The organism is Quisquiliibacterium sp. (assembly GCF_982640115.1).
Genome location: NZ_CEXFHW010000010.1, coordinates 1 through 21,741 on the forward strand (window position 1 = coordinate 1; position 21,741 = coordinate 21,741).

19 protein-coding genes are annotated in these 21,741 nt (G+C 73.1%); 10 read left to right on the plus strand and 9 right to left on the minus strand.

Going from position 1 to position 21,741, the window contains the following annotated elements; all coding sequences use genetic code 11:
- From AC2H6A_RS02265 to bchI, 5 genes are all read right to left on the minus strand, one after another.
- A partial coding sequence (locus AC2H6A_RS02265) for a methyltransferase (RefSeq protein ID WP_484271506.1) occupies window positions 1-1,090 on the minus strand: 1,090 nt, incomplete at its 3' end.
- Window positions 1,091-1,115: 25 nt separating this feature from the next.
- Window positions 1,116-2,000 (minus strand): polyprenyl synthetase family protein, encoded by an 885-nt coding sequence (locus AC2H6A_RS02270; protein WP_484271507.1) that lies wholly within the window; start codon window positions 1,998-2,000, stop codon window positions 1,116-1,118.
- Window positions 2,001-2,147: 147 nt separating this feature from the next.
- On the minus strand, window positions 2,148-3,023 hold the full coding sequence (gene bchO / locus AC2H6A_RS02275) for an alpha/beta fold hydrolase BchO (protein WP_484271508.1): 876 nt from the start codon (window positions 3,021-3,023) through the stop codon (window positions 2,148-2,150).
- Between the two features lie 73 nt (window positions 3,024-3,096).
- Window positions 3,097-5,001: a magnesium chelatase subunit D gene (locus tag AC2H6A_RS02280; RefSeq protein ID WP_484271509.1), complete on the minus strand. Its 1,905-nt coding sequence runs from the start codon at window positions 4,999-5,001 to the stop codon at window positions 3,097-3,099.
- A 33-nt stretch (window positions 5,002-5,034) separates the two neighbouring features.
- Window positions 5,035-6,060 carry a magnesium chelatase ATPase subunit I gene (bchI, locus tag AC2H6A_RS02285; protein WP_484271510.1) on the minus strand — a complete coding sequence of 342 codons (1,026 nt, stop codon included), beginning with the start codon at window positions 6,058-6,060 and terminating at the stop codon, window positions 5,035-5,037.
- 224 nt (window positions 6,061-6,284) lie between these two features.
- Between bchI and AC2H6A_RS02290 the strand changes: the two genes are divergently transcribed.
- Window positions 6,285-7,232, plus strand: coding sequence for a hypothetical protein (locus tag AC2H6A_RS02290; protein ID WP_484271511.1), 948 nt, complete (start codon window positions 6,285-6,287; stop codon window positions 7,230-7,232).
- Here AC2H6A_RS02290 and AC2H6A_RS02295 read toward each other — a convergent pair.
- The 3 genes from AC2H6A_RS02295 to AC2H6A_RS02305 form a co-directional block, all read right to left on the minus strand.
- Entirely contained in the window at window positions 7,159-8,172 is a 1,014-nt protein-coding gene (locus AC2H6A_RS02295; RefSeq protein ID WP_484271512.1) for a lysylphosphatidylglycerol synthase transmembrane domain-containing protein, read from the minus strand. The genes AC2H6A_RS02290 and AC2H6A_RS02295 overlap by 74 nt on opposite strands.
- A 97-nt stretch (window positions 8,173-8,269) precedes the next feature.
- A complete protein-coding gene (locus AC2H6A_RS02300) occupies window positions 8,270-9,163 on the minus strand; it encodes a polysaccharide biosynthesis tyrosine autokinase (RefSeq protein WP_484271513.1) in 894 nt (297 codons plus the stop codon).
- Window positions 9,160-10,203, minus strand: a complete 1,044-nt coding sequence (locus AC2H6A_RS02305; RefSeq protein ID WP_484271514.1) for a hypothetical protein — start codon at window positions 10,201-10,203, stop codon at window positions 9,160-9,162. Before AC2H6A_RS02305 ends, AC2H6A_RS02300 begins: the two co-directional genes overlap by 4 nt.
- A gap of 159 nt (window positions 10,204-10,362) precedes the next feature.
- Here AC2H6A_RS02305 and AC2H6A_RS02310 point away from each other — a divergent pair, with 159 nt between their 5' ends.
- The 7 genes from AC2H6A_RS02310 to AC2H6A_RS02340 all read left to right on the plus strand — a co-directional run bounded on the left by AC2H6A_RS02310 (window position 10,363) and on the right by AC2H6A_RS02340 (window position 17,564).
- Entirely contained in the window at window positions 10,363-10,998 is a 636-nt protein-coding gene (locus AC2H6A_RS02310) for an HAD-IA family hydrolase (protein WP_484271515.1), read from the plus strand.
- A gap of 164 nt (window positions 10,999-11,162) precedes the next feature.
- Window positions 11,163-12,101: an ABC transporter permease gene (locus AC2H6A_RS02315; protein ID WP_484271516.1), complete on the plus strand. Its 939-nt coding sequence runs from the start codon at window positions 11,163-11,165 to the stop codon at window positions 12,099-12,101.
- Window positions 12,098-12,970, plus strand: a complete 873-nt coding sequence (locus AC2H6A_RS02320; protein WP_484271517.1) for an ABC transporter permease — start codon at window positions 12,098-12,100, stop codon at window positions 12,968-12,970. The genes AC2H6A_RS02315 and AC2H6A_RS02320 overlap by 4 nt, the downstream gene beginning before the upstream one ends.
- A gap of 53 nt (window positions 12,971-13,023) precedes the next feature.
- The gene (locus tag AC2H6A_RS02325) at window positions 13,024-14,589 is read left to right on the plus strand and encodes an ABC transporter substrate-binding protein (RefSeq protein WP_484271518.1); all 1,566 of its coding nucleotides are present in this window, start codon (window positions 13,024-13,026) and stop codon (window positions 14,587-14,589) included.
- On the plus strand, window positions 14,586-15,638 hold the full coding sequence (locus AC2H6A_RS02330) for an ABC transporter ATP-binding protein (RefSeq protein ID WP_484271519.1): 1,053 nt from the start codon (window positions 14,586-14,588) through the stop codon (window positions 15,636-15,638). The genes AC2H6A_RS02325 and AC2H6A_RS02330 overlap by 4 nt, the downstream gene beginning before the upstream one ends.
- A 12-nt stretch (window positions 15,639-15,650) precedes the next feature.
- The gene (locus AC2H6A_RS02335) at window positions 15,651-16,730 is read left to right on the plus strand and encodes an ABC transporter ATP-binding protein (RefSeq protein ID WP_484271520.1); all 1,080 of its coding nucleotides are present in this window, start codon (window positions 15,651-15,653) and stop codon (window positions 16,728-16,730) included.
- A gap of 39 nt (window positions 16,731-16,769) precedes the next feature.
- Window positions 16,770-17,564, plus strand: a complete 795-nt coding sequence (locus AC2H6A_RS02340; RefSeq protein WP_484271521.1) for an enoyl-CoA hydratase/isomerase family protein — start codon at window positions 16,770-16,772, stop codon at window positions 17,562-17,564.
- Here AC2H6A_RS02340 and AC2H6A_RS02345 read toward each other — a convergent pair.
- Window positions 17,551-19,005 (minus strand): EAL and HDOD domain-containing protein, encoded by a 1,455-nt coding sequence (locus tag AC2H6A_RS02345; protein ID WP_484271522.1) that lies wholly within the window; start codon window positions 19,003-19,005, stop codon window positions 17,551-17,553. The genes AC2H6A_RS02340 and AC2H6A_RS02345 overlap by 14 nt on opposite strands.
- Window positions 19,006-19,213: 208 nt before the next feature.
- Here AC2H6A_RS02345 and AC2H6A_RS02350 point away from each other — a divergent pair, with 208 nt between their 5' ends.
- Both AC2H6A_RS02350 and AC2H6A_RS02355 read left to right on the plus strand, forming a co-directional pair.
- Window positions 19,214-20,473 (plus strand): GTP cyclohydrolase II, encoded by a 1,260-nt coding sequence (locus AC2H6A_RS02350; protein WP_484271523.1) that lies wholly within the window; start codon window positions 19,214-19,216, stop codon window positions 20,471-20,473.
- Window positions 20,470-21,741, plus strand: a complete 1,272-nt coding sequence (locus tag AC2H6A_RS02355; RefSeq protein ID WP_484271524.1) for a URC4/urg3 family protein — start codon at window positions 20,470-20,472, stop codon at window positions 21,739-21,741. Before AC2H6A_RS02350 ends, AC2H6A_RS02355 begins: the two co-directional genes overlap by 4 nt.

Below are 21,741 nucleotides of genomic sequence, written 5' to 3' on the forward strand. Positions count from 1 at the left end.
GGATGCGCTCGGGCGTGCGCGAGCGGCCGCGGCCCATGGCGAGCAGGTACAGCCCGTAATAGGCGTCGCCGATGGCTTGTGCGCCCGGCGTGCCCGACATGGGCTCGCTGACCAGCAGCACGCCCTCGGGCGGCAGGGCGGCGCGTGCGGCCCGCAGGATGGTCAGCACGCGCTCGTCGGGGTGATCGAAGAGCACCCGGACCAGGGTGATGATGTCGGCGCCGGTGGGCAGCGGGTCGGTGAAGAAGCTGCCGCCGTGGGTGCGTACCCGGGAGGCGAGGCCGCGCTCGCCGAGCCGCTCGCGGGCGCGCTCGGCCACCGCCGGGAGGTCGAAGAGCATGAGCTCCAGGTGCGGGGCGCGCTCGGCCACCGCGGCCAGGAAGGTGCCCTCGCCGCCGCCGACATCGAGCAGCCGGCGATGCCCGCGCAGCGGGTAGGCGTCGAGCACCTGCTCCGAGACCAGCGGCTGCGAGGCCGACATCAGGGTGGAGTACTCGGCCACCTTGTCGAGGGCCAGCGCCTCGGGGCGTGCGCCCGGGTCGGTGTCGGCATAGGGCCAGTAGCCCGAGAGCGCGGTGGCCGGGCGTTCGCCGCGCAGCAGCGCCACCGGGTCGGCGAGATCCTGGTAGAGCGCGGCATGGTGCTCGACCATGGCTGCCACGGCGGGCAGCGCGACCATCGGCGCGCCCAGTGGGCCAAGGCCCCAGCGGCCGTCATCGTGGCGCTCGAGCAGACGCAGCGAGGCCGCGGCATGCAGCAGGCGCAGGGCGTTGTCCTCGGGCATGGCCAGGCGGTGAGCCAGCGCCGTGGCGGTTTCGGGGCCCCGGGCGAGCAGCTCGAACAGCCGCAGCCGCACGCAGGCGAACAGCACCTGCGAGTAGGTGAAGCCGGCGACGATGTCGAACAGCGCCCGTGACTCGCGGCGGGCCATCGGCCGGGTGAGCGGGAAGGCCGCCGCCCAGCGATGGAAGCGCGGGCTGCTGAACAGGCGGTTGCGCAGGCCGCGCCAGCGATCGCGCAGGCTCAGCGGGCCGGGCGAGGGCAGGCCGGCGCCCATCGGGGCGTGGTCGAGCGGCGGTGAGCCGGACACGGCGTGTTCCGGGCGGGCCGCGGCGTCAGGCGGCGACCCGGCGGGCCACGTCCTCGCACCAGGCGCGGGGCACGAGGCGCTCGGACTCGGCGCGCACCATCGCGCGCAGCAGCGGCGCGCCCGGGCACTCCGGCACCGCGGCGATCGCCCCGGCGACCAGGCCGTCGAAGTGCCGGATGGCGCCGTCGAGCCCGAGCTGGTGGGCGGCGCTGGGCCGGCCGAGGGCGGCGTCCTGGCCGACCGGCTTGCCCAGCACATCGGGTTCGCTGAGCACATCGCGGATGTCGTCGGCCACCTGATAGGCCTCGCCCAGGCGCTCGCCGAGCGGGCGCCAGGCCTGGGCATCGGCCCCGGCGGCGAGCGCGCCTGCGGCGGTGGCGGCGGCGAAGAGCGCCCCGGTCTTGGCGCGCTGGTAATCGGCGAGCGCCACCCGCGGCTCGCACTCCCAGGCCTGGCCGGCCACGATGCCGGCCGGCATGCCGGTGGCCGAGGCGACCGTGGCCAGCAGGGGCGCCAGGCGCTGCGGCGAGCGGCCTGCGGCGTAGCCCAGCGCCTGGAAGGCCATGACGATCAGCGCATCGCCGGCCAGCACCGCCAGCGGCTCGCCGAAGGCGGCCTGCACCGAGGGCCGGCCGCGGCGCACGGCGGCGTCGTCGAAGCAGGGCAGGTCATCATGGACCAGCGAGGCGCAGTGCAGCAGCTCGAGGGCGCTGGCGGCGGCATCGGCCAGCGCCGGGTCATCGTCACCGCAGGCCATGGCCACGGCCAGGCAGAGCTGCGGCCGGATGCGCGCACCGCCCGGGAAGACCGCGTGGCGCACCGCGGCGGCCAGGCGAGGCGGGGCGCCGGGCACATCATGCTGGTTGATGATGGCCGACAGGGACTGCTCGATCCGGTTCAGGATGTCCATGGGTCGTCTCCTCCCCGGATGTCGGCCGGCGCGAGTGTCACGCCGATAGGACGGTCTGGAGTGTAAGGGACGATAGACAGTTCCGTACCGAGCGTCAACCGTCGGCCTGGCAGCCTTCGTGAATTCAGTCCGCCGGCGCGTGGTCGGTCAGTCGGCGGCGTCCAGGAAGGCCAGGATGCGATCGGCGATGGGCTGCGGCTGCTCCTCGTGGGCGAGATGGCCCAGTCCGGCGAGCCGTTCGAGCCGTGCGCCGGGCACCGCGCGGGCCGCCCGCTCGGACTGGGCGCAGGGCACCGTGAGGTCGGCGCTGCCGGCAAGCAGCAGCAGCCGCGGCCGCAGCGCGGGCAGCGCCTCGAGCAGGCCCTCCAGCTGCCAGCGGGCCATCATCGAGAGCGCGGCCGCCACATGGTCCGGACTGCGCAGCAGCCGCGCGTAGGCCTGCTCGCCCAGTTCATCGATGCGCGAGCCGGTGCCCGCGAGCAGCCGCCGGGCAAGCGCCGGATCGCGGGCCAGGCGCGCGAACAGCCAGGGCGCTGCGCCGCTGGACGCGAGCAGGCGCGCCGCTGGCGAGAACAGCCGGCTGGCCGGCCCGCCGAAAGGCAGCCACGCGCCGTTGATGCCGATCAGCGCCTGCGGGCTCACCAGGCCCGACAGGCACATCCGGGCGCCGATCGCCGCGCCGGCGGAGTGGCCGACCACGGCGGTGGGCCGCACCGCGAGGACGCGCAGCAGCGCGCCGATCGCCGCGGCCATGCCGGGCAGCGAGAAGGTCTGGGCCGCCGGCATGCCCGAGAAGCCGTGTCCGGGCAGATCGGGGGCGATCACTTCCGCGTGGCCGGCCAGCCGCGGCGCGAGTTCGCGCCAGGAATGGGTGCTGGCGCCAGTGCCATGCAGCAGCAGCACGCGGTGCCGCGCCGCGGGCGGACCGGGGAATCGCTGCACATGCCAGCGCAGGCCGCCGGCCTCGATGAAGACGCTGCGTTCGGCGTGCGGCCAGGCAGCGCCGTCGCGCGCCCAGCGCATCGGTCCGCTGTCAGGCCAGGCGTCGGCGGCCGGGGCTGCCGCGGGGGTCGCCGGGGAACCCGGTGGCATGGGCTCAGCCCCGGCGGGCGCCGCGGGCCGCGATCGCCTGCACCGCGCCCGAGACGCTGGCCGCGTCGGCCCGCGGCAGCGGCAGGTAGGCCGCGCCCATCTCGGCGGCGAGCTCGCGGGCCGCGGCCTGGGGCTGCGGCGAGGTGTCGATCAGCAGGCTGACCTGGCCGTCGGCGCGCAGGTGGCGGGCGGCGGTTCGGGCATCGGCTGCGGCGCGTTCGCGGCCACCGGCCCCGTCGCGGGCGACATTGGCGCGACCATCGGTGAGCACCACCAGCACCGGCGTGCCGCCACGGCGGCGTACCGCGCCGGCGAGCGCGGCGGCGGTCTCCAGGCCGGCGGCGAGCGGCGTGCCGCCGCCACCGGGCAGGCCGGCGAGCTGGCGGCGTGCCCGCACCAGCGAGCGGGTGGGCTCGAGCAGGACCTCGGCGCCGCGGCCGCGGAAAGCCACCACCGCCACCCGGTCGCGGCGCACATAACAGTCGGCGAGCAGCAGCTCGATCGCGCCCTTGGCCTCGGCCAGCCGGTGCAGCGCCGAGGAGCCGGAGGCATCGACCGCGAAGATGGTGGTGGTCTCGGTGCGCTGCTGCAGCCGGGCGACCCGGAAGTCGCTGGCCCGCACCGCGATCCGCTGCCTGCCCGCGGCGCCCGCGGTGCCGGCGGTCGCGGGCTGGCGCAGCCGCTGCCAGGGCGCGGCGGCACGCAGGGTGTCGATCAGCGCCAGCCGGGCGCCGTCGCGCGGCAGCCCGGGGCGGGCGCCGGTGGGACGACCGCGCAGGCGGTTCTCGCGCTGCGCCCCGGCTCGGCCACCCGCGCCGCCGCGCGCGGCCTGCGCCCGTTCCAGGGCGAGCGTGGCCAGCAGGCCGGCCGGCACTGCGGCGCGCGCGGCTTCGAGGATTCGCTCGGGCAGGCCGTCGTCGGGAACGGGCGGCGGCGGTGTTGCGGGCGTGTCTTCGGCTTGCCGGTCTGCCTGCGGTCCGTCGGCGGGCGGCGGCGACGCGTCGGAGGGTGTCGGGGGTTCCGGCGGCCTGGATGGGTCGGCGGGCGGCGCCGGGCCGTCATCGGCATCATCGGGTGCGGCGTCAGGCTCGGCCGGTGTCGGCAGCCGGGTGGCCCTGGGCGCCAGCACCAGCCGGGCGGCGAGTTCGAGGTCGTCGGTGTCGAGCGCGGTCCGTCCGGCCAGGGCGGCGGCGGCGCGTGCGGCGCGCAGGGCCAGCAGTTCGGCCCGTGGTGAGCCGGCACCGAGCGCGAGTGCGGTGGCCGAGAGCGCCGTCAGCGCCTCGTCGGTGGCCTCGGCGACGGCTTCGGCGGCAGCGGTGACGGCCGCAACGACGGGCGCATCGCCCTTGTCGCCCTCCCCCAGCCCCGGCAGCGCGGCGAGCTCGGCCAGCCCCACCGATCGCAGATCGAGGCGGAAGGCGAGCCGTTCCAGCAGGCGCGCCGGCGGCGGTGTCTCGTCGCCGGCGTGCTCGTCCAGGGCCACCACCGCAAGGCGGGCGGGGCGCCGGTCGCGCAGGCCCTCGCGCTCCAGATGCACCTCGCCGGTGTCCAGCGTGGCGCACAGCCGCGCCGCCCCGGCGTCGGAGAGCCGTTCGGCCATGGCCACCACCAGCACCCCGCCGTCGGTCTCGGCGAGCAGCCCGGGCTGGGCCACCGGGCGGCCGCTGGCCAGGGTGGCGGCCAGATCGAGCCCGCCGAGCAGCCGGTCATCGCCGGCATGCAGCGGCAGCTTGCGCATGGGTGCTGCGGCGGGCAGCGCCTGGCGCAGTGCCGCCAGCCAACGCTCGCGGGCCGGGCCGTGCCCGGCGGTGAGCACGGCCCCGCCCAGCCCGACCGGGTCGGCGGCCAGCAGGGCGGCGGCGCGCAAGGCGTCGGCCCAGACCGCCAGTGCGGCGGGCGAACCGCTCATGGCGGCGACCCCGACGGGCGCTGGCGCACCGGTTCAGGCCCCGAGGATCTCGACCACTGCCCGTGCCACCCGCGCGCCCGACCCGGTGTCGTCGAGCGGGTTGCGCCGCAGGCGATGGCGCAGTGCCGGCGGCGCCACCTGGCGCAGTTCGGCATCGGTCACGAGCTTGCGGCCCTCGAGTGCGGCCAGGGCACGGGCGGCGCGCATCAGGGTGAGCTCGCCGCGCAGCCCGTCGGTGCCCAGTGCAAGGCACAGGCGGGCGGCCTGCTCGAGCACGGCATCGGGCGTCTCGACCTCGGCCAGGCGCTGGCGGGCCCGCACGATGCGACGGCGCAGGCGTTCGTCTTCCTTGCGCCAGCGCTCGGTGAAGCCGGCCGGGTCGCGCTCGAAGGCGTCACGGCGCTTCACGACTTCCACGCGCTGCGGCAGCTCGGTGGGTGTGCTCACCTCCACCGACAGCCCGAAGCGGTCGAGCAGCTGGGGCCGCAGTTCGCCCTCCTCGGGGTTGCCGCTGCCGACCAGCACGAAGCGCGCCGGGTGACGCACGCTCAGGCCCTCGCGCTCGACCAGGTTCTCGCCCGAGGCGGCGACATCGATCAGCAGGTCGACCAGGTGGTCCTCCAGCAGGTTGACCTCGTCGACATAGAGAAAGCCGCGATGCGCCCGCGCGAGCAGGCCCGGCTCGAAGGCCTTGACGCCCTGGCTGAGCGCCTTCTCGAGGTCGAGCGCACCGACCACCCGGTCTTCGGTGGCGCCCAGCGGCAGATCGACCACCGGCACCGGCACCTCGCGCACCCGCGGCCGGCGTGCGGCGCGCAGCGCGGCGCAGTCTTCGCAGGCGCCGGGCGGCGCGGCCGGGTCGCAGCCATAGCGGCACTCGGCCACCGCGCGCATCGGCGGCAGCAGCGCCGCCAGCGCCCGCACCGCGGTGGACTTTCCGGTGCCCCGGTCGCCGAGCACCAGCACCCCGCCCACCGAGGGATCGACCGCGGCGATCAGGATCGCGAGCTTCATCTCGTCCTGGCCGACGATCGCGGAGAACGGAAACGGGATGGCCATGTCAGCTGCCTGTGACGGTTGGGGGTGTCAGACGGATTCTAAGCCGAGGGATGCACCGGCTGCGCGCCGATCGTCCCGCTGCCGCGCCATGCGCACGCGCCACGAGGCCGCCCGGGTGCCCGGCGCGCTGCCCTGCGCCGGCTCAAACGCCTGCGGCCCCGGACGGGTCAATCTGGGCCATGGCCGTTGTCGCGGCCACCCCATCCCACCCGAAAGGAACGCCCATGACCCCCATCCCGGCATCCGCCGATCGGGCCGCCGCCGGTGGCCGCACGCTCGCCCGCCTTGCCACCCGCGCCCCTGCCCGCCATGCCGCCCTCGCGCTGGGCGGCATACTCGCCGGCGCCGCCGCCCAGGCCGGGCCGATCCTGCCCCCGCCGGGCACGGCCTCCGAGCGCCTCGATGATTTCTACCTCTACGCCACCCGGGTGCTCGACCATCTCGAGCCGGCGGTGGGCTGGAGCGCCCAGGCCGGCACGGGGCAGCTGGATGTGATCATCACCACCCGGTCCTCGGGACAGACCAATGCCGGCGCGCCGCTGGCACCCTACGCCATGCCCGATCCGGTCACCAACAGGAATGCCGGCGCGATCGACGATCAGTGGGGCGAGTCGCCGGGCATGCGCGTGGCCGATCTCTATCGCTACCTGCGGCGGAACTTCAGTGCCAATGTGCCCACCTTCGCCTTCGACATGAACGAGACCGGCGGCAACCCCGACCTGCGCCTGGGCCTGAGGGTGGACATCATCGACGGGCCGGGCGGCGCGGTGCTGCGCACCTGGGCGATGGACGGGGTGGAGAACACCGCCTCGCTCAACGACGACGGCGTCTACGATCCCGACGCCCTGGTCCCCATGACCGGCATCGCCTGCGCGCCCGGCGGCAGTCCCTGCTTCGACAACAACGTCGGCTCCGGCAAGTTCGACTTCCTGCTGTTCGCCCCCGAGATGAACCTCGGGCCCTGGGCCGACAGCGACAACCTGCTGCGCGTGGCCTGGCGGCTGCGTGATGTGGACGACGGCGGCGAGGAGATCACCATCGCCGGCCGCTTCTCGCCCGACCCGCCGGGTGTGGACGAGACCCCGGTGCCGCTGCCCGCTACGCTTGCGCTGGGGGTGATGGGGGCGCTGGCGGGCGGCGCAGGCCGAAGAGCGCGAGCGCGCCGCCGATGAGCAGCTGCGGCAGCACCACCCAGCCGGTGTAGATCAGCGACGCGGCCAGCGCCGGCTCAGGCGCGGTGCCGACCAGCCCGAGGCCGATCTGGAAGGCGAGCTGGGTGGTGCCCAGCTGCGCCGGCGCCGAGGGCAGGGTGAGTCCCAGCACCATCAGCGCGAACACCGCCAGTGCCGCGCCCGGGGACACGGGCAGGCCCACTGCCGCGGCGCTGGTGGCCACCGCCACGGCGATCGCCAGCCATTGCAGCAGCGACAGCGCCAGGCTGGCAAGGGCGGTGCGCGGGCTGATCAGGCCGAGCAGTCCGTCGCGCCAGCCGCGGCTCTGGGCGGCCAGCCAGTCGGGCAGCCCGCGCCGCCGCGCAACCGGGCCCTCGCCGTTGCCCGCGCCTGCCCCTGCGCCCATGTCCGCACCCGCGACCGCGCCGCGCCTGCGGGCCAGCCGCCAGACCAGAGCCAGCCCGGTCAGCACCACCGCCAGTCCGACCGCGCCGATGCCGATCAGGCGTGAGGACACCCGCGGATCGAGTGCGATGGCCAGTGCGCTCAGCACGGCGAGCGCCGCGAAGTCGAACACCCGCTCCACCGCGATCGAGGCCAGCGCTGCCCCGCTGCTGGCCGCGCTGCCGCGGCCGACCAGACCGGCGCGCAGCAGCTCGCCGCTGTGGGCCACCACCAGATTGGCCGCGCCGCCCGCCCAGACCGCGCGGTGCACCAGCAGGGCCGGCACCGGCGCGACCGGCCGCAGCAGCAGCGCCCAGCGCCAGGCCTTCAGGGCCATGTAGACCCCGCCCGCTGCCGCGGTGGCCGCCACCCAGACCGGCTCGGCGCGGCCGGCGGCGGCCAGAATCGGTCCGGGCGCGGCATCGCGCAGCGCCAGCCACAGCCAGAGCGCGCCGAGCACCAGGCCGGCGGCCATCCATCTGTATTGCTGCTTCACCGAGGGGGTCCCGAGGGTCGGCCGGGCGGCCGGGCCGGCGGCGCCGGCGGACAGGGGGTTCGTGTCGAACCCTAGCACGCAGCGCAAGGGCGGCGGCTCAGTACTCGTTCATCGTCGAGCCGAGGACATTCACCCCGGCGGTGGCGAAGTCGCCCGACAGGCGTGCCAGCTCCGGCACCCGGGTGTGGTGCTTGCGCGCGAGCAGCAGCGCCGCGCCGGCGCGCACCGCCACCCCGTGGACATCGGAGGCGGTCTGCGCGGCTGGCGTGTCGATCAGGATCACGCCGAAGTGCTGGGAGAGCTCGGTGAGCAGCCGGCGGAAGGCGTTGCCGGCGAGCAGCTCCTGCGGGTTGGGCGGCGTTGCGCCCGCGGGCAGCACCGACAGGCCGGGCAGATCCTGGATCCGCCGCACCTGGCTCAGGCCGGCTCGACCGGCGAGCACGCCCGACAGGCCCATGCGCTCGCGCAACCGGAAGAAGTGATGCTGGCTCGGATCGCGCAGATTGGCGTCGATCAGCAGGGTGCGCTCGCCGAGCTGCGAGAACGCCACCGCGAGATTGGCGCAGACGAAGCTCTTGCCGTCACCGGGGTCGACGCTGGCCAGCGCCATCGCGCGTTCATGCGGCGATCCGGTGAACCAGCGCTGCGCGAGCTGGCCGCGCAGCGCCCGCATCGATTCGGCGAAGGGCGCGCCGGGCTCGCGGGCCGACACCAGCACCTCGGGCAGCCGCTCGCGCTGGTGCGCCAGGCCGGCGTGGTAGCTGAACTGACGGGCGAGCGCGGCATCGATCGCCTGCTGGGAGACGAACTTCAGCTTGACCGCGAGCTCGCCGAAGCGGCCGCGCCGCCGCTTCTGGGCGATCAGCACCTGTTCGAGCTGAGCCTGGGTGAGATGGCCCTCCTGCAGCAGCAGGGCGCCGATCGCCTCCGAGGCGCTTTCCACCTCGTCGACGATTTCCGGTTCGGGCTGGCGGGCGAGTGCGGCTCTCATGCCGTCCCCGCGGAGCGGCCGAGTGCGCGCAGCCCTCCGGGCGCCACCCGGGTGAGCACCGGCAGGTCGGGTGCGACCGGCGCCGCGGCTTCCACCAGCGAGCGGCTGCGCTGCGAGCCGGCCTCGCACAGCGCGCCCAGCACCGGCACGCCGGCCGCCCGGGCAAGATCGAGACTGTCGCGCACCGGCTGCTGGATGCGCTCGGCCAGCACCACCGCCATCAGGCCCACGCCCAGGCCGGCGCCCAGGCCGATCAGGGCCAGCAGCCAGGCTGCGGGCCGCGACGGGCCGTCGGGTGTCTGCGCCGGGCTGAGCAGGCTCAGCCGGGGACGGGCGGGCGCGCCGGCAGGGTTGCCGGCGAGGCGCCCCGGCAGGGTTTCGAGTGCCCGCTGTGCCTGCTCCAGGCTGCGCTGCAGTTCGGCAAGCTGTTCGCGATGGCGCACGGTCTGAGCCGAGGCCTCGGCGCGCTGGCCCTCGACGGCCGTCGTGCGGTTTGTGCCGGCTTCGTTGCCGGCCTCAGGCTCCCGGTGCAGACGGGCGAGCCGCTCCCGGACCTCGGCCAGCCGGCGTCGCGGCTCGGCGATCGCCTCGGCGCTGCCGGTGCCTGGCGCCGCGGCCAGGCTGGCGCCCAGGGCGTTCACCACGGCATTGGCCGCGCGCGCGGCAAGCTCGGGGTCGCCCGCCTCCACGCCCAGGCGCAGCACCGGCGCCTCGCTGATGTCCACCCGCAGGCCGTTGCGCAGCCAGCGCACCCGCGGCGAATCGGTCGCGCCGCGCTCGCCCGTGGCATCGAGCTCGGCGGCGGCTCGCGCCAGCACGGCATCGCTGCCAGCCAGACCGGCCACCAGTCCGGCCTGCGCAGCGGCATCGCCATGGCCGGCGTCGCGGACCGGCGGTTCGACCAGCAGGCTGGCGGTGGCGGTGTAGCGCGCCGGTGCGGCCAGCGGCAGGGCAATCGTGGCGGCGCAGACCAGGGCCGCGGTCAGACCGAGGAGGCGGATGCGGCTGCCCAGCACATTCAACAGGCGTCGAGCGATCATGGGACGGGGATCCAGGCAGCAATCCGGGAAGCGGAGGCCGAAGGGTGGCATGCCGCCCCGGCGCCCGGGAATGAAATAGTGCACGGCTGGCGCCAGTGCCGCGGCCGGTTCCGCCGCGGGACGCTGCGTTATCCTCGCGGCTCGCCAGCGAGGGGAAACATGTCGAGCGTTCAGGCAGTGATCTGGGATTTCGGTGGTGTCATCTCCTCCAGCCCTTTCGAGGCCTTCGCCCGCTTCGAGGCCGAGCGCGGCCTGCCGGCCAACTTCCTGCGCACGGTCAACGCCACCAACCCGCACGACAACGCCTGGGCCAGGCTCGAGCGCAGCGAGTTCGACCACCACGCCTTCGACGCCGCATTCGCGCAGGAGAGCCGCGCGCTCGGCCACGAGGTGCGCGGCCGGGATGTGCTGCCGCTGCTCTCCGGCCAGATCCGCCCCGAGATGGTCGAGGCCCTGCGTCGCATCGGCCAGCGCCTGAAGACCGGCTGCATCACCAACAACTTCACCGCGATGGGCGCCAGCCCCATGGGCAGTCTGTACAAGGGCGAGATCATGGCGCTGTTCCACCATGTCATCGAGAGCGCCAAGACCGGCCTGCGCAAGCCCGATCCGCGCATCTACCTGCTGATGACCGAGGCACTCGGCGTTGCGCCCTCGGACTGCGTGTTCCTCGATGATCTCGGCATCAACCTCAAGCCGGCGCGCGAACTCGGCATGCGCACCATCAAGGTCGGCGAGGCGCGCCCCGCCCTGCTCGAGCTGCAGGCTCTGGTCGGATTCCCCCTCCTGGACTGAGGATTCTGCGGCGGCTCGCGCAGGCCGTGCCACCGGGCCGGACGCCCGTGCGCGAACCGTGTCCTGCGCGAACGACACGCGCGACCTGGTTCGCCGATTGACGAATCCTGACATGACTGTCAGATTGGTTCGCACAACCACAACAGCATCCGCAGGAGACAGGCTTGGGCCCGCAGATCATCCGCCGGCTGATCATCTCGTTGCCCGCGCTCGTCGGCGTGCTGTTCCTGTGCTTCTGCCTGCTGCAGGTGGTGCCCACCGATCCGGCGCGCATCATCGCCGGGCCCGACGCCAAGCCCGAGGAGGTGGCGGCGGTGCGCGAGGAGCTCGGGCTCGATCGCCCGATCATCGTCCAGTTCGTCGAGTACATCACCCGCGTGGCGCGAGGTGATCTCGGCCGCTCGATCATCTCCAACAAGCAGGTGCTCGAGGAACTCGCCGAGACCATCGGGCCCACGGCCGAACTCATGATCGGCGCCATGGTGCTGGCGGTGCCCATCGGCCTGCTGCTGGGCACGCTGGCGGCGGTACGCCGCGGCAGCCTGCTCGACCGCTGCATCATGGCCATCTCGGTGGCGGGCGTGTCGATGCCGGTGTTCTTCATCGGCCTGCTGCTCATCCAGTATGTGGGCTTCCAGTGGGATCTGCTGCCCTTCACCGGTCGCATCGGGCCGGTGTGGGCCGGCGGTCTGCCGGCGCTGGTGCTGCCCGCGCTCACCCTGGGCAGCGTGCTCATCGGCCCCATCGCCCGCATCACCCGCACCGCGGTGCTCGAGGTGCTCGGCGCAGACTTCGTCCGTACCGCGCGTGCCAAGGGCCTGACCGAGCGCGTGGTCATCATCCACCACGCGCTGCGCAACGCCCTCATTCCGGTGGTCACGCTCATCGGTCTGCAGGCGGCCTTCCTGCTCGGCGGCGCAGTGGTCACCGAGACCATGTTCTCGTGGCCGGGGGTGGGCCGCCTGGCAGTGGGCGCGATCATCTCCAGCGATTTCCCCACCGCGCAGGGCGCGATCATGATCCTGGCCATGGCCTTCCTGCTCATCAACCTGCTGGTTGATGTGCTCTACGTGTACCTCGATCCGCGGGTGGCGCGGTCATGAGCGGCGCGATCGCCACGCCGGCCGCTGCCGGCCTGCAGGGCCGCGCTGGCGTGATCGCCCGGCTGGCCCGCGACCGGGTGGCGCTGGTGGCGGCGGTGGTCCTGGCCGCGCTGGTGCTGGCGGCCATTGCCGCGCCGCTGATCGCGCCCTACGACCCCTATTACACCGACCTGGCCAAGACCATGGCCCCGCCCGACGCCGAGCACTGGTTCGGCACCGACAACACCGGCCGCGACATCCTCAGCCGGGTGCTCTACGGCACCCGCAACACCCTGATGATGGGCCTGGCCGGCGTGCTGATCGGCGGCCTGATCGGCGCGGCACTGGGCATCGTCGCCGCGTTCTATCGCCGGCTCGATCCCTGGATCATGCGCCTGGTGGACATCATGCTCGCCTTCCCGGCCATCCTCATCGGCCTGGCGGTGGCCGCCATTTTCGGCGCCGGCCTCACCGCCGTGATCGTGGCGCTGGTCGTGTCCACCGTGCCCGATGTGGCCCGGGTCTCGCGCGGCTCGGCCATCGGCATCATGGGCCAGGAGTTCATGGAAGCCGGTCGCGCGGTGGGCGTGTCCAACCGCACCCTGATCCTGCGCTACCTCACGCTCAACTGCATCTCCACCATCTCGGTGTTCCTCACCCTGCGCTTTGGCCAGGTGATCCTGGTGGGCTCGGCGCTCGGCTTTCTCGGCATGGGGGCGCAGCCGCCCGAGGCCGAGCTCGGCATGATGGCCGCGCAGGGCCGCGATTTCCTGCTGATGGCGCCGCATATCGCGACCATCCCCAGCCTGTTCATCTTCGTCATCGTGCTGGCCGCCAATCTGCTGGGTGACGCGGTCCGCGATGTGCTCGATCCCCGGCTGCAGCAGTGAGCCGTCCAGGAAATTCCCCGACAAGAACCGACCCCGACAGGCAGGAGACCATGATGAAGCCCTTCCTACGCGCCGCCGCGCTCGCGCTGGCGGTGGTGGCCGCACCGGCCGCACAGGCGCAGACCCTGAACATGATGAAGTCGCTGGATGCGCCGCACTACGACGGCCACCGCACCACCTGGTCGCCCACCTCCGACATCGTCAACATGATCCAGGACACCCTTGTGGCGCTGGACTGGGACGGCAAGACCCCGCTGCCGCTGCTGGCGAAGTCCTGGACCGTCAGCCCCGACGGCAAGACCTATACCTTCAAGCTGCGCGACGATGTCCAGTTCTGCAGCGGCAAGAAGTTCACCGCCGCCGATGTCGTCTACAGCTTCAACCGGCAGCGCGAGGTGAAGGGTCCCTACGGCTGGCGCGCCGGCAAGATCAAGGAGCTGCGCGCCCCCGATCCCTACACCGTGGTCTATGAGCTGCAGGAGCCGTACTCCGACCTGCTGGTGCAGCTCACCATGTTCAACAACGCCATCCACAACAAGGAGAGCGTCGACGCGCTGGGCAAGGACTACGGCATCAAGGGCGTGGACGGCACCGGGCCGTGGTGCTTCGTGAGCTGGCAGCCGCGCACCGAGGTCGTGCTCAAGCGCCATGACGCCTACAGGTGGGGCCCCTCGATGTACAAGAACCCGGGGCCGGTGAAGTTCGAGCGGCTGTCCATCAAGACCGTGCCCGAAGACTCCAGCCGGCTGGCGGCCATGCTCGGCGGTCGCTTCGACATCACCACCCACTTCCCCACCCAGTTCATCGACCAGGCGAAGAAGTCGCCGATGCTCAATGTGGAGGAGGCCAAGCCCAACTTCCAGCTGATGTACTTCGGCTTCAAGGCCGACCGGCCGCTGGTCAATGACAAGCGGGTGCGCGAGGCGATGAACATCGCCATCAACCGCGCCGAACTCGCCAAGGCGGTCATGCTCGGCCAGGCCGATCCGGCCTTTACCTACATCGATCCCAGCGCCCTCGACTTCGCAGCCTCCACCAAGGGCATCATCAAGGAGGATGTGGCGCGCGCCAACAAGCTGCTCGACGAGGCCGGCTGGAGCAAGCGCGGCCCTGACGGCATCCGCGTGAAGGACGGCGTGCGGCTGGCGCCCATCGTCTACATCCCGCAGGTGTCGTACTTCCCGCGCATGACCGAGGCCATCCAGGGCTACATGCGCAAGATCGGCGTCGACTGGCGGATCACCGCCCTCGACTCGACCATCATGCCCGCCAAGCTGAGCGGCCAGGACTTCGACCTCTGGACCGTGACCGTGCCCTACCTGTCGGCCGGCGAGCTGATGAACTTCTACTTCGACTCGGCGCAGATCCCGGTGCCCAACCGCATGAACTACAAGGACGCGCAGGTCGACGAGTGGATGCGCCAGGGCCGCATCGCCACCACCGACGCCGATCGTGCCAAGGCCTACGCCCAGGTCCAGGAGAAGGTGATGAAGGAGCACCTCTGGATCCCGGTCATGAACGTCAAGATGTACCAGACCAGCAACAAGAAGCTGAAGGGCGCTCGCGCCCACATGCTGTTCCAGTACACCTTCTACAAGGGCCTGGACGTCTCGCCGTGACCGGCTCGCCCGCTCCCGCCGCAAGCCCTGCCGGCGATGCCGGCGGGCCGCTCCTCGAGGTACGCGGCCTGCGCACCTGGTTCCAGACCGACCGCGGCCTGTTCCGCGCCGTCGACGGCATCAGCTTCGATGTCGGCCGTGGCCGCACCGTGGGTCTGGTGGGCGAGTCGGGCTGCGGCAAGAGCGTCACCTCGCTCTCGCTGATGGGCCTGGTGGCCTCGCCCCCGGGCACGGTCAGTGCCGAGGCCATCCGCTTCGAGGGTGACGACCTGCTCGGCATGTCGCCGCAGGCCCGTCGGCTGCTGCGTGGCGGGCGCATGTCGATGATCTTCCAGGAGCCCATGACCTCGCTGAACCCGGTGCACAGCATCGGGCGGCAGATCGTCGAGGCCATCCGCGCCCACACCAGCCTGAGCCCGGAGCAGGCCCGCGCCCGTGCCATCGAGGTGCTCGAACTGGTGCGCATCCCGTCGGCCGCGCAGCGCTTCGATGACTTCCCCCACCATCTCTCGGGCGGCATGCGCCAGCGGGTGATGATCGCCATGGCGCTGGCCTGCGAGCCGGCGCTGCTGATCGCCGACGAACCCACCACGGCGCTCGATGTCACCATCCAGGCGCAGATCCTCGAGCTGCTGCGCGACCTGCAGCAGCGCCTGGGCATGGCCATCCTGATCATCACCCACGATCTCGGCGTGATCGCCGAGCTCGCCGACGAGGTGATCGTCATGTACGCGGGCAAGATCGTCGAGAGCGCATCGGTCGATGCGCTGTTCCGTGATCCCCAGCACCCCTACACCATCGGCCTGCTCGGCTCGATCCCGCGCCTCGATGTCGATCGCGAGCGGCTCTCCACCATCGAGGGCACCGTGCCCAGCCCGGCCAATCAGCCGGCCGGCTGCCGCTTCGCGCCGCGATGCCCCTTCGCCGACGCCCGATGCCACGCCGAGGAGCCGCCGCTGCGGGCCCTGGGCGAGGCCCATCAGGTGGCCTGCTGGAAGGCACCGGTCGAGGCGCTTGCCGATGCCGCCGTGGCCGGCGCGCGCGCCTAGAGAGCCCACCCCATGAGCGAACCCATCCTCTCAGTGCGCGGTCTGGTCAAGCACTTCCCGGTGCGCCGCGGCGTGGTGGTCAGCCGCACCGTGGGCCAGGTGCGGGCGGTGGATGATGTGAGCTTCGACATTGCCCGCGGCGAGACCCTCGCGCTGGTCGGCGAGTCGGGCTGCGGCAAGTCCACCACCGGCCGGCTGATCCTGCGGCTGATCGATCCCACCGGCGGCTCGGTGCGCTTCAAGGGCGAGGAGATCGCCGGCCTGCCCGCCGACCGCATGCGCCAGATGCGCCGGCACCTGCAGATCATCTTCCAGGACCCGTACGCCTCGCTCAATCCGCGCATGACCGTGGGCGACATCATTGCCGAGCCGATGCAGGTGCACGGCATCGGCACCGAGACCGAGCGGGTGGAGCGGGTGCGCGAGCTGCTCGCCACCGTGGGCCTGCTGCCCGAGCATGCGCGGCGCTATCCGCACCAGTTTTCGGGCGGTCAGCGCCAGCGGATCGGCATCGCGCGCGCGCTGGCGGTCAACCCCGATCTCATCGTCTGCGACGAGCCGGTGTCGGCGCTCGATGTCTCCATCCAGGCGCAGGTGGTCAACCTGCTGCAGAACCTGCAGAAGCGCCTCGGGCTGTCGTACCTGTTCATCGCGCATGACCTTGCGGTGGTCAAGCACATCAGCGACCGCGTGGCCGTGATGTACCTCGGCAAGCTGGTCGAGATCACCGACAAGCGCACCCTCTACCGCACCCCGCTGCATCCCTACACCCAGGCGCTGCTCTCGGCCATTCCGGTGCCCGATCCGGGTGCCCAGCGGCAGCGCATCATCCTCGCCGGTGATGTGCCCAGTGCCATGAAGCCGCCGCCTGGCTGCCGCTTCAACACCCGCTGTCCGCATGCCCAGCCGCGCTGTCGCGAGGAGGAGCCGGCGCTGCGCGAGGCCGCGCCCGGTCACCGCGTGGCCTGCCACTTTGCCGATACCCTGCCGCGCCCGGTGGTGGCCGGGGCAGGGCAGGCGCCCGATCTCGGCCGCTTCCCCGCCCGGCTCGCCGCGTTCGAGAAGGCGGCGGCCGCGAAGTCCGGCACCTGAGAAGGCGCTACCCCGCGCATCGCGGGGTATGCTCGCGCGATGACCGACATCCGCTACGACATGCACGGCCCGGTGTGTCTGATCACCATCGACCGGCCGCAGAAGATGAACTCGCTGGACTTCGAGGCCAACGACCGGCTGGTGGAGGCCTGGCGCCGCTTCGATGCCGATGAGAACGCCCGCGTGGCGGTGATCACCGGCGCCGGCGACAAGGCCTTCTGTGCCGGCGCCGACCTGAAGACCTACACCATGAACTTCGCGCGCCGGCCAGCGCCGGAGTTTCGCAGCCGCTTCACCAACGGTCCGGGCTTTGGCGGCATCACCCGCAACCTGGACATCTTCAAGCCGATCGTGGCCGCGATCAACGGCTTCGCGATCTCGGGCGGCTTCGAGCTGGCCCTGGCCTGCGACATCCGCTTCTGCTCGCCCAACGCCGAGTTCGCGCTGCAGGACGCGAAGTGGGGCTTCCATGCCTGCGATGGCGGGCTGATCCGCCTGCCGCAGATCGTCGGCATGGGCCACGCCATGGAGATCATTCTCTCGGGCGAGCGGGTCGATGCCGAGCACGCGTATCGCATCGGGCTGGTCAACCGGGTGATCCCGCAGGAGCGGCTGCTGCAGGCCACCCTCGATTACGCGCAGATGCTGGCCAGCCGTTCGCCGCTGTCGCAGCGCTTCGCCAAGGAGGTGGTCAAGCGCTCGGTGGGCATGCACATGGACGAGGCGCTGCGGCTCGAGTCGCGCTCCTTCCATGATGTCGGCATGAGCGAAGACCTCGCCGAGGGCACCACCGCCTTCCGCGAGCGCCGCGACGCCCGGTTCACCGGCCGCTGAGCGCGGCGGGCCGTCGGGCCGTGGCGCTGCCGGCCGGGCGTGCGGCCGGCGCCGCCACGGGCCCTGGAGCAGACTCATCCGCGCCCGGCCCGGCATCGGCTGCCCGCACTGCGCGTGCCCAGTGCCAGGACTCCTCCGCGCAGGTGCTCACCCAGTCGATGCCGCCATAGAGCTCGGCCAGTTCGGTGGCCGCCTGCATGTCGCGCTTCTCGAGGCGGCGAACCAGGTCGAGCATCGGATGCCACGGGCCGTCTCCGTTCACCAGCGCACGGGTGGCTGGCTGGGGCAGGTGCAGCGGTGCCAGCGCCTCGCCGATCGGCGTGCGCAGCATCACATCCAGTAGTGACAGCAGGCCGGTCGTGAAAAGCGGCGTAGCCGGGATCGACTGCGCCTCGCCGAGCAGCTCCATCAGCCGGGCGCGGGCGAGCGCCACCTCCTGCAGCGCGCGCGAGCTCGGCCGCTGCGCCGCCTGCGCCATGAGCAGCTGGGTGAGCCAGCGGAACAGCCCGTCGCGCCCGATCATCATCACCGCGTCGTCCACCGAGTGCGCGGTGCGCGGCAGCGCGTACCAGGCGCTGTTCACATGCCGCAGCAGCTGGTAGCTCAGCCCGATGTCGGCGCGCAGCTCGGCCGAGATCTCGGACAGCTCGGCATCGCGCAGCACCTGATTGATCAGCGCGCACACCCGTTGCACCTGGGGCGGCAGCGCCCGGCTGGGCTGCGGTCCGCGGCCGGCCTGCAGCGAGCCGGCAGCGAGATCGACCGTGCTGTTCAGCGCATCTTCCACCGAGTCGATGTCCGGCAGGCCCACCGCCACCAGCAGCAGCCCGGCGGTGTCACGGCGGCAGTCGGCGGCGGCCGCGGCCAGCCCGTCGGCATCCAGTCCGCTGCAGTCCAGCAGGGTGAAGGCGGTGCCGGTCAGCGCATGCCCGCAGCCGCCCAGCTGCGCGCCACGGCTGCGCAGGGCTGCCATGGCCGCGCTGGCCGACTTCAGGTCGCGCGGCAGCACGTCGTCGAGCGCGAGCAGGGCGCCCTCGGGCACCGCGGGCAGCACCGCGGGTTGGCCGAGCACCGACAGCGGCAGTGCGGCGAGCGCGAGCTGCCCCTGCGCGATCGTGGTGCGCATGCCCTCCAGCACGGCCAGGGCGTCGGCCACCGGGCTGGCCGCGGCGCGCTGAGCGGCCTCCCGGCCGCGGCGCGGCGGGGTCAGGCTGAATTCGAAGCCGGCCACCTCTCCCTGGCGATTGAGCAGCGGACGGCGGGCCACACCCGGGGGCTTCGCGGGCACGCCCCCGGCGGGGGCCGAGGAGCCGGCTGGCCGGGCGGAGGGATCGGCGGGACGGGGCTGCGATGGCGTGCCGGCATCGGTCGCGACGGCGGCGCGACCGACCAGGCGACGCCACCACGACAGCACGGAGCCCATGGGGCCGGGTCGGTTCATGGCAGTGTCCTGGTTCGGTGCGGCATGGAAGCTGGGGAGTGTCATGGTCCCCGGTGCCCCTCGGGATGGGGATCTCCATCCGCTGTCTGGCCGATTGTCGACGCCCCAGCGGCCGCCCGCCATGCGAAATGCCCGGTACGGCCGCTCATGGTTCGTCCCCCCGGCGAGATCGATTCCGGCTAACCTGCCGGTTTTGCCGGAGGGACCGATGCCCAACGACGCCGTTTCGCCGCGGCACATCCGCCTCACCTCCCACCCGGTCAGCGGCGCCGCGGGCGCGCCGCCCCTGCGCTGGGGGGCGGCCACGGCGGCCGAGCGCGGCCCGGTCATCGGCTCCACCACCGACCGCCTGCGGCGCAACGTGATCGGCACCCACTCCGGCTCCTACGGCGTGTATCGCGCGCTCGCGGTGGCCGCCGGCGCGCTGCAGCGCGACCACCGCCCGGATCTCTCCAACACCGCGCCCACCGACGCGATCGGCCCCCATCCGCAATGGGCCGACGCCGAGCGCATCGTCTCCATCGATCCCGGGGGCGCGGTGGTGGCGCAGGCCTTCGCCGCCGAGATCGCCGCCGGCTGCGATGTCCGGCCCACCATCGCGGTCACCAAGGCCCACATCGACCTGCCCGAGATCCGCACCGCCATGGCCTTCCAGCGCCTGCGGCCCGACGGCCGGGTGCTGCTCGAGAACGGCTCGGCGGTGGTCACCAAGGCCGCCATCGAGCCGGTCTGGTGGCTGCCCGGGGTGGCCCGCCGCTTCGGCGTGGCCGAGACCGAGCTGCGCCGCGCGCTCTTCGAGGAGACCGGCGGCATGTACCCCGAGCTGGTCACCCGCTCCGACCTGCAGGTGTTCCTGCCGCCCATCGGCGGCCAGACCCTCTACATCTTCGGCGATCCCCGCCATCTTTCCGACCCCTCGGTGCCGCTCACCGCGCGGGTGCACGACGAGTGCAACGGCTCCGATGTCTTCGGTTCCGACATCTGCACCTGCCGGCCCTACCTCACCCATGCCATCGAGGAGTGCATCCGCGGCGCGCAACAGGGCGGGGTGGGTCTGGTGGCCTACAGCCGCAAGGAGGGCAGGGCCCTGGGCGAGGTCACCAAGTTCCTGGTCTACAACGCCCGCAAGCGCCAGCCCGGGGGCGACACCGCCGACCAGTACTTCGCCCGCACCGAGTGCGTGGCCGGCGTGCAGGACATGCGCTTCCAGGAGCTGATGCCCGATGTGCTCCACTGGCTGGGCATCCGCCGCATCCACCGCCTGGTCTCGATGAGCAACCTCAAGTACGACGCCATTACCGGCTCGGGCATCGAGATCGGCGAGCGGGTGAACATTCCCGACGAGCTCATCCCGCAGGACGCCCGGGTGGAGATGGACGCCAAGGTGGCCGCGGGCTACTTCACGCCCGCCGCCGTGCCCGACGCGCAGGCGCTGCGCGAGACCCGGGGACGCGGCCTGGGCGAATGAGCGTCACGGTTTCCACCGCGGGCGGGCCCGCGGCGCCCGAGGCCATTGCCGCGGCCGCGCTGCTGCGCCGGACGACCACCGTGCGCCAGCGTGCGGGTGCGCTGCTGGCGCGCGCCCGCGAGGGCCGCAGCGAGGGCTTCCGGGTGGATGACGCCGCGCTCGAGGCCGCCGCCGCGCAGGTCGCCGAGGTCACCTGCCGCCGCTACCCCGATCTGCGCATCCCCTACCACAGCCGCTGGCGGCACTTCGAGTCAGGCGGGGTCTCGCGTCTGGCCTGGCTCGACGAGGTCCTGGCGGCCAGCGGTGCCGCGCCCGACGCCGCCGAGCGCGCCCGCGCGCAGATCGATCTGGTGGTGGTGAGCGTGCTGCTCGATGCCGGTGCGGGGCCGCGCTGGATCTGGCGCGAGGCGCGCACCGGTCTGGCGCTTGGCCGCTCCGAGGGGCTGGGCCTGGCCAGCCTGCAGGCCTTCCTCGACGGCCTGTTCTCCAGCGACCCGGCGTGCCCGGCGCGCTGCGACGCCGCCGGCCTGGCGGCGCTCCAGCCCGGCGCGCTGGCCGCGGCCTTTCAGGCCGGCCCCGACAACCCGCTGGTGGGCCTGGAAGGCCGTGCCGCGCTGCTGCATCGGCTCGGGCAGGCCCTGCGGGCGCGCCCCGATGTCTTCGGCCCGCTCGGCCGCCCGGGCGCACTCTTCGATCATCTCTGCCCCGCCGGCCATGGCCGCGTGGCCGCCCACGACATCCTCTCGCTGCTGCTCGACACCCTCTCGGGGATCTGGCCGGCGGGTAACCGGGTGGGCGATGTCCCGCTCGGCGACTGCTGGCCGCATCCCGAGGCGCGCGGTCCCGGCGCCTCCGATGGCTGGATGCCCTTCCACAAGCTGTCGCAGTGGCTCAGCTACTCGCTGCTCGAGCCCTTCGAGTGGGCCGGTGTCCCGGTCACCGGCCTGGCTGAGCTCACCGGCCTGCCCGAGTACCGCAACGGCGGCCTGCTGCTCGACCACGGCGTGCTGCGCCTGCGTGACCCCGCGCAGGCGGCGCACCGCCACCCCGCCGGCTCGCCGCTGATCGTCGAGTGGCGGGCGCTCACCGTGGCGCTGCTCGACGAGCTCGCCCCGCGCGTGCTGGCCCGTCTGGGCCCGGCCGCCGCCGGCCTGCCGCTGGCCTGCGTGCTGGAGGGCGGCACCTGGGCCGCCGGCCGCGAAATGGCACGCGACTTGCGTGACGGAAGCCCGCCGCTGGACATCGACAGCGACGGCACCGTCTTCTAG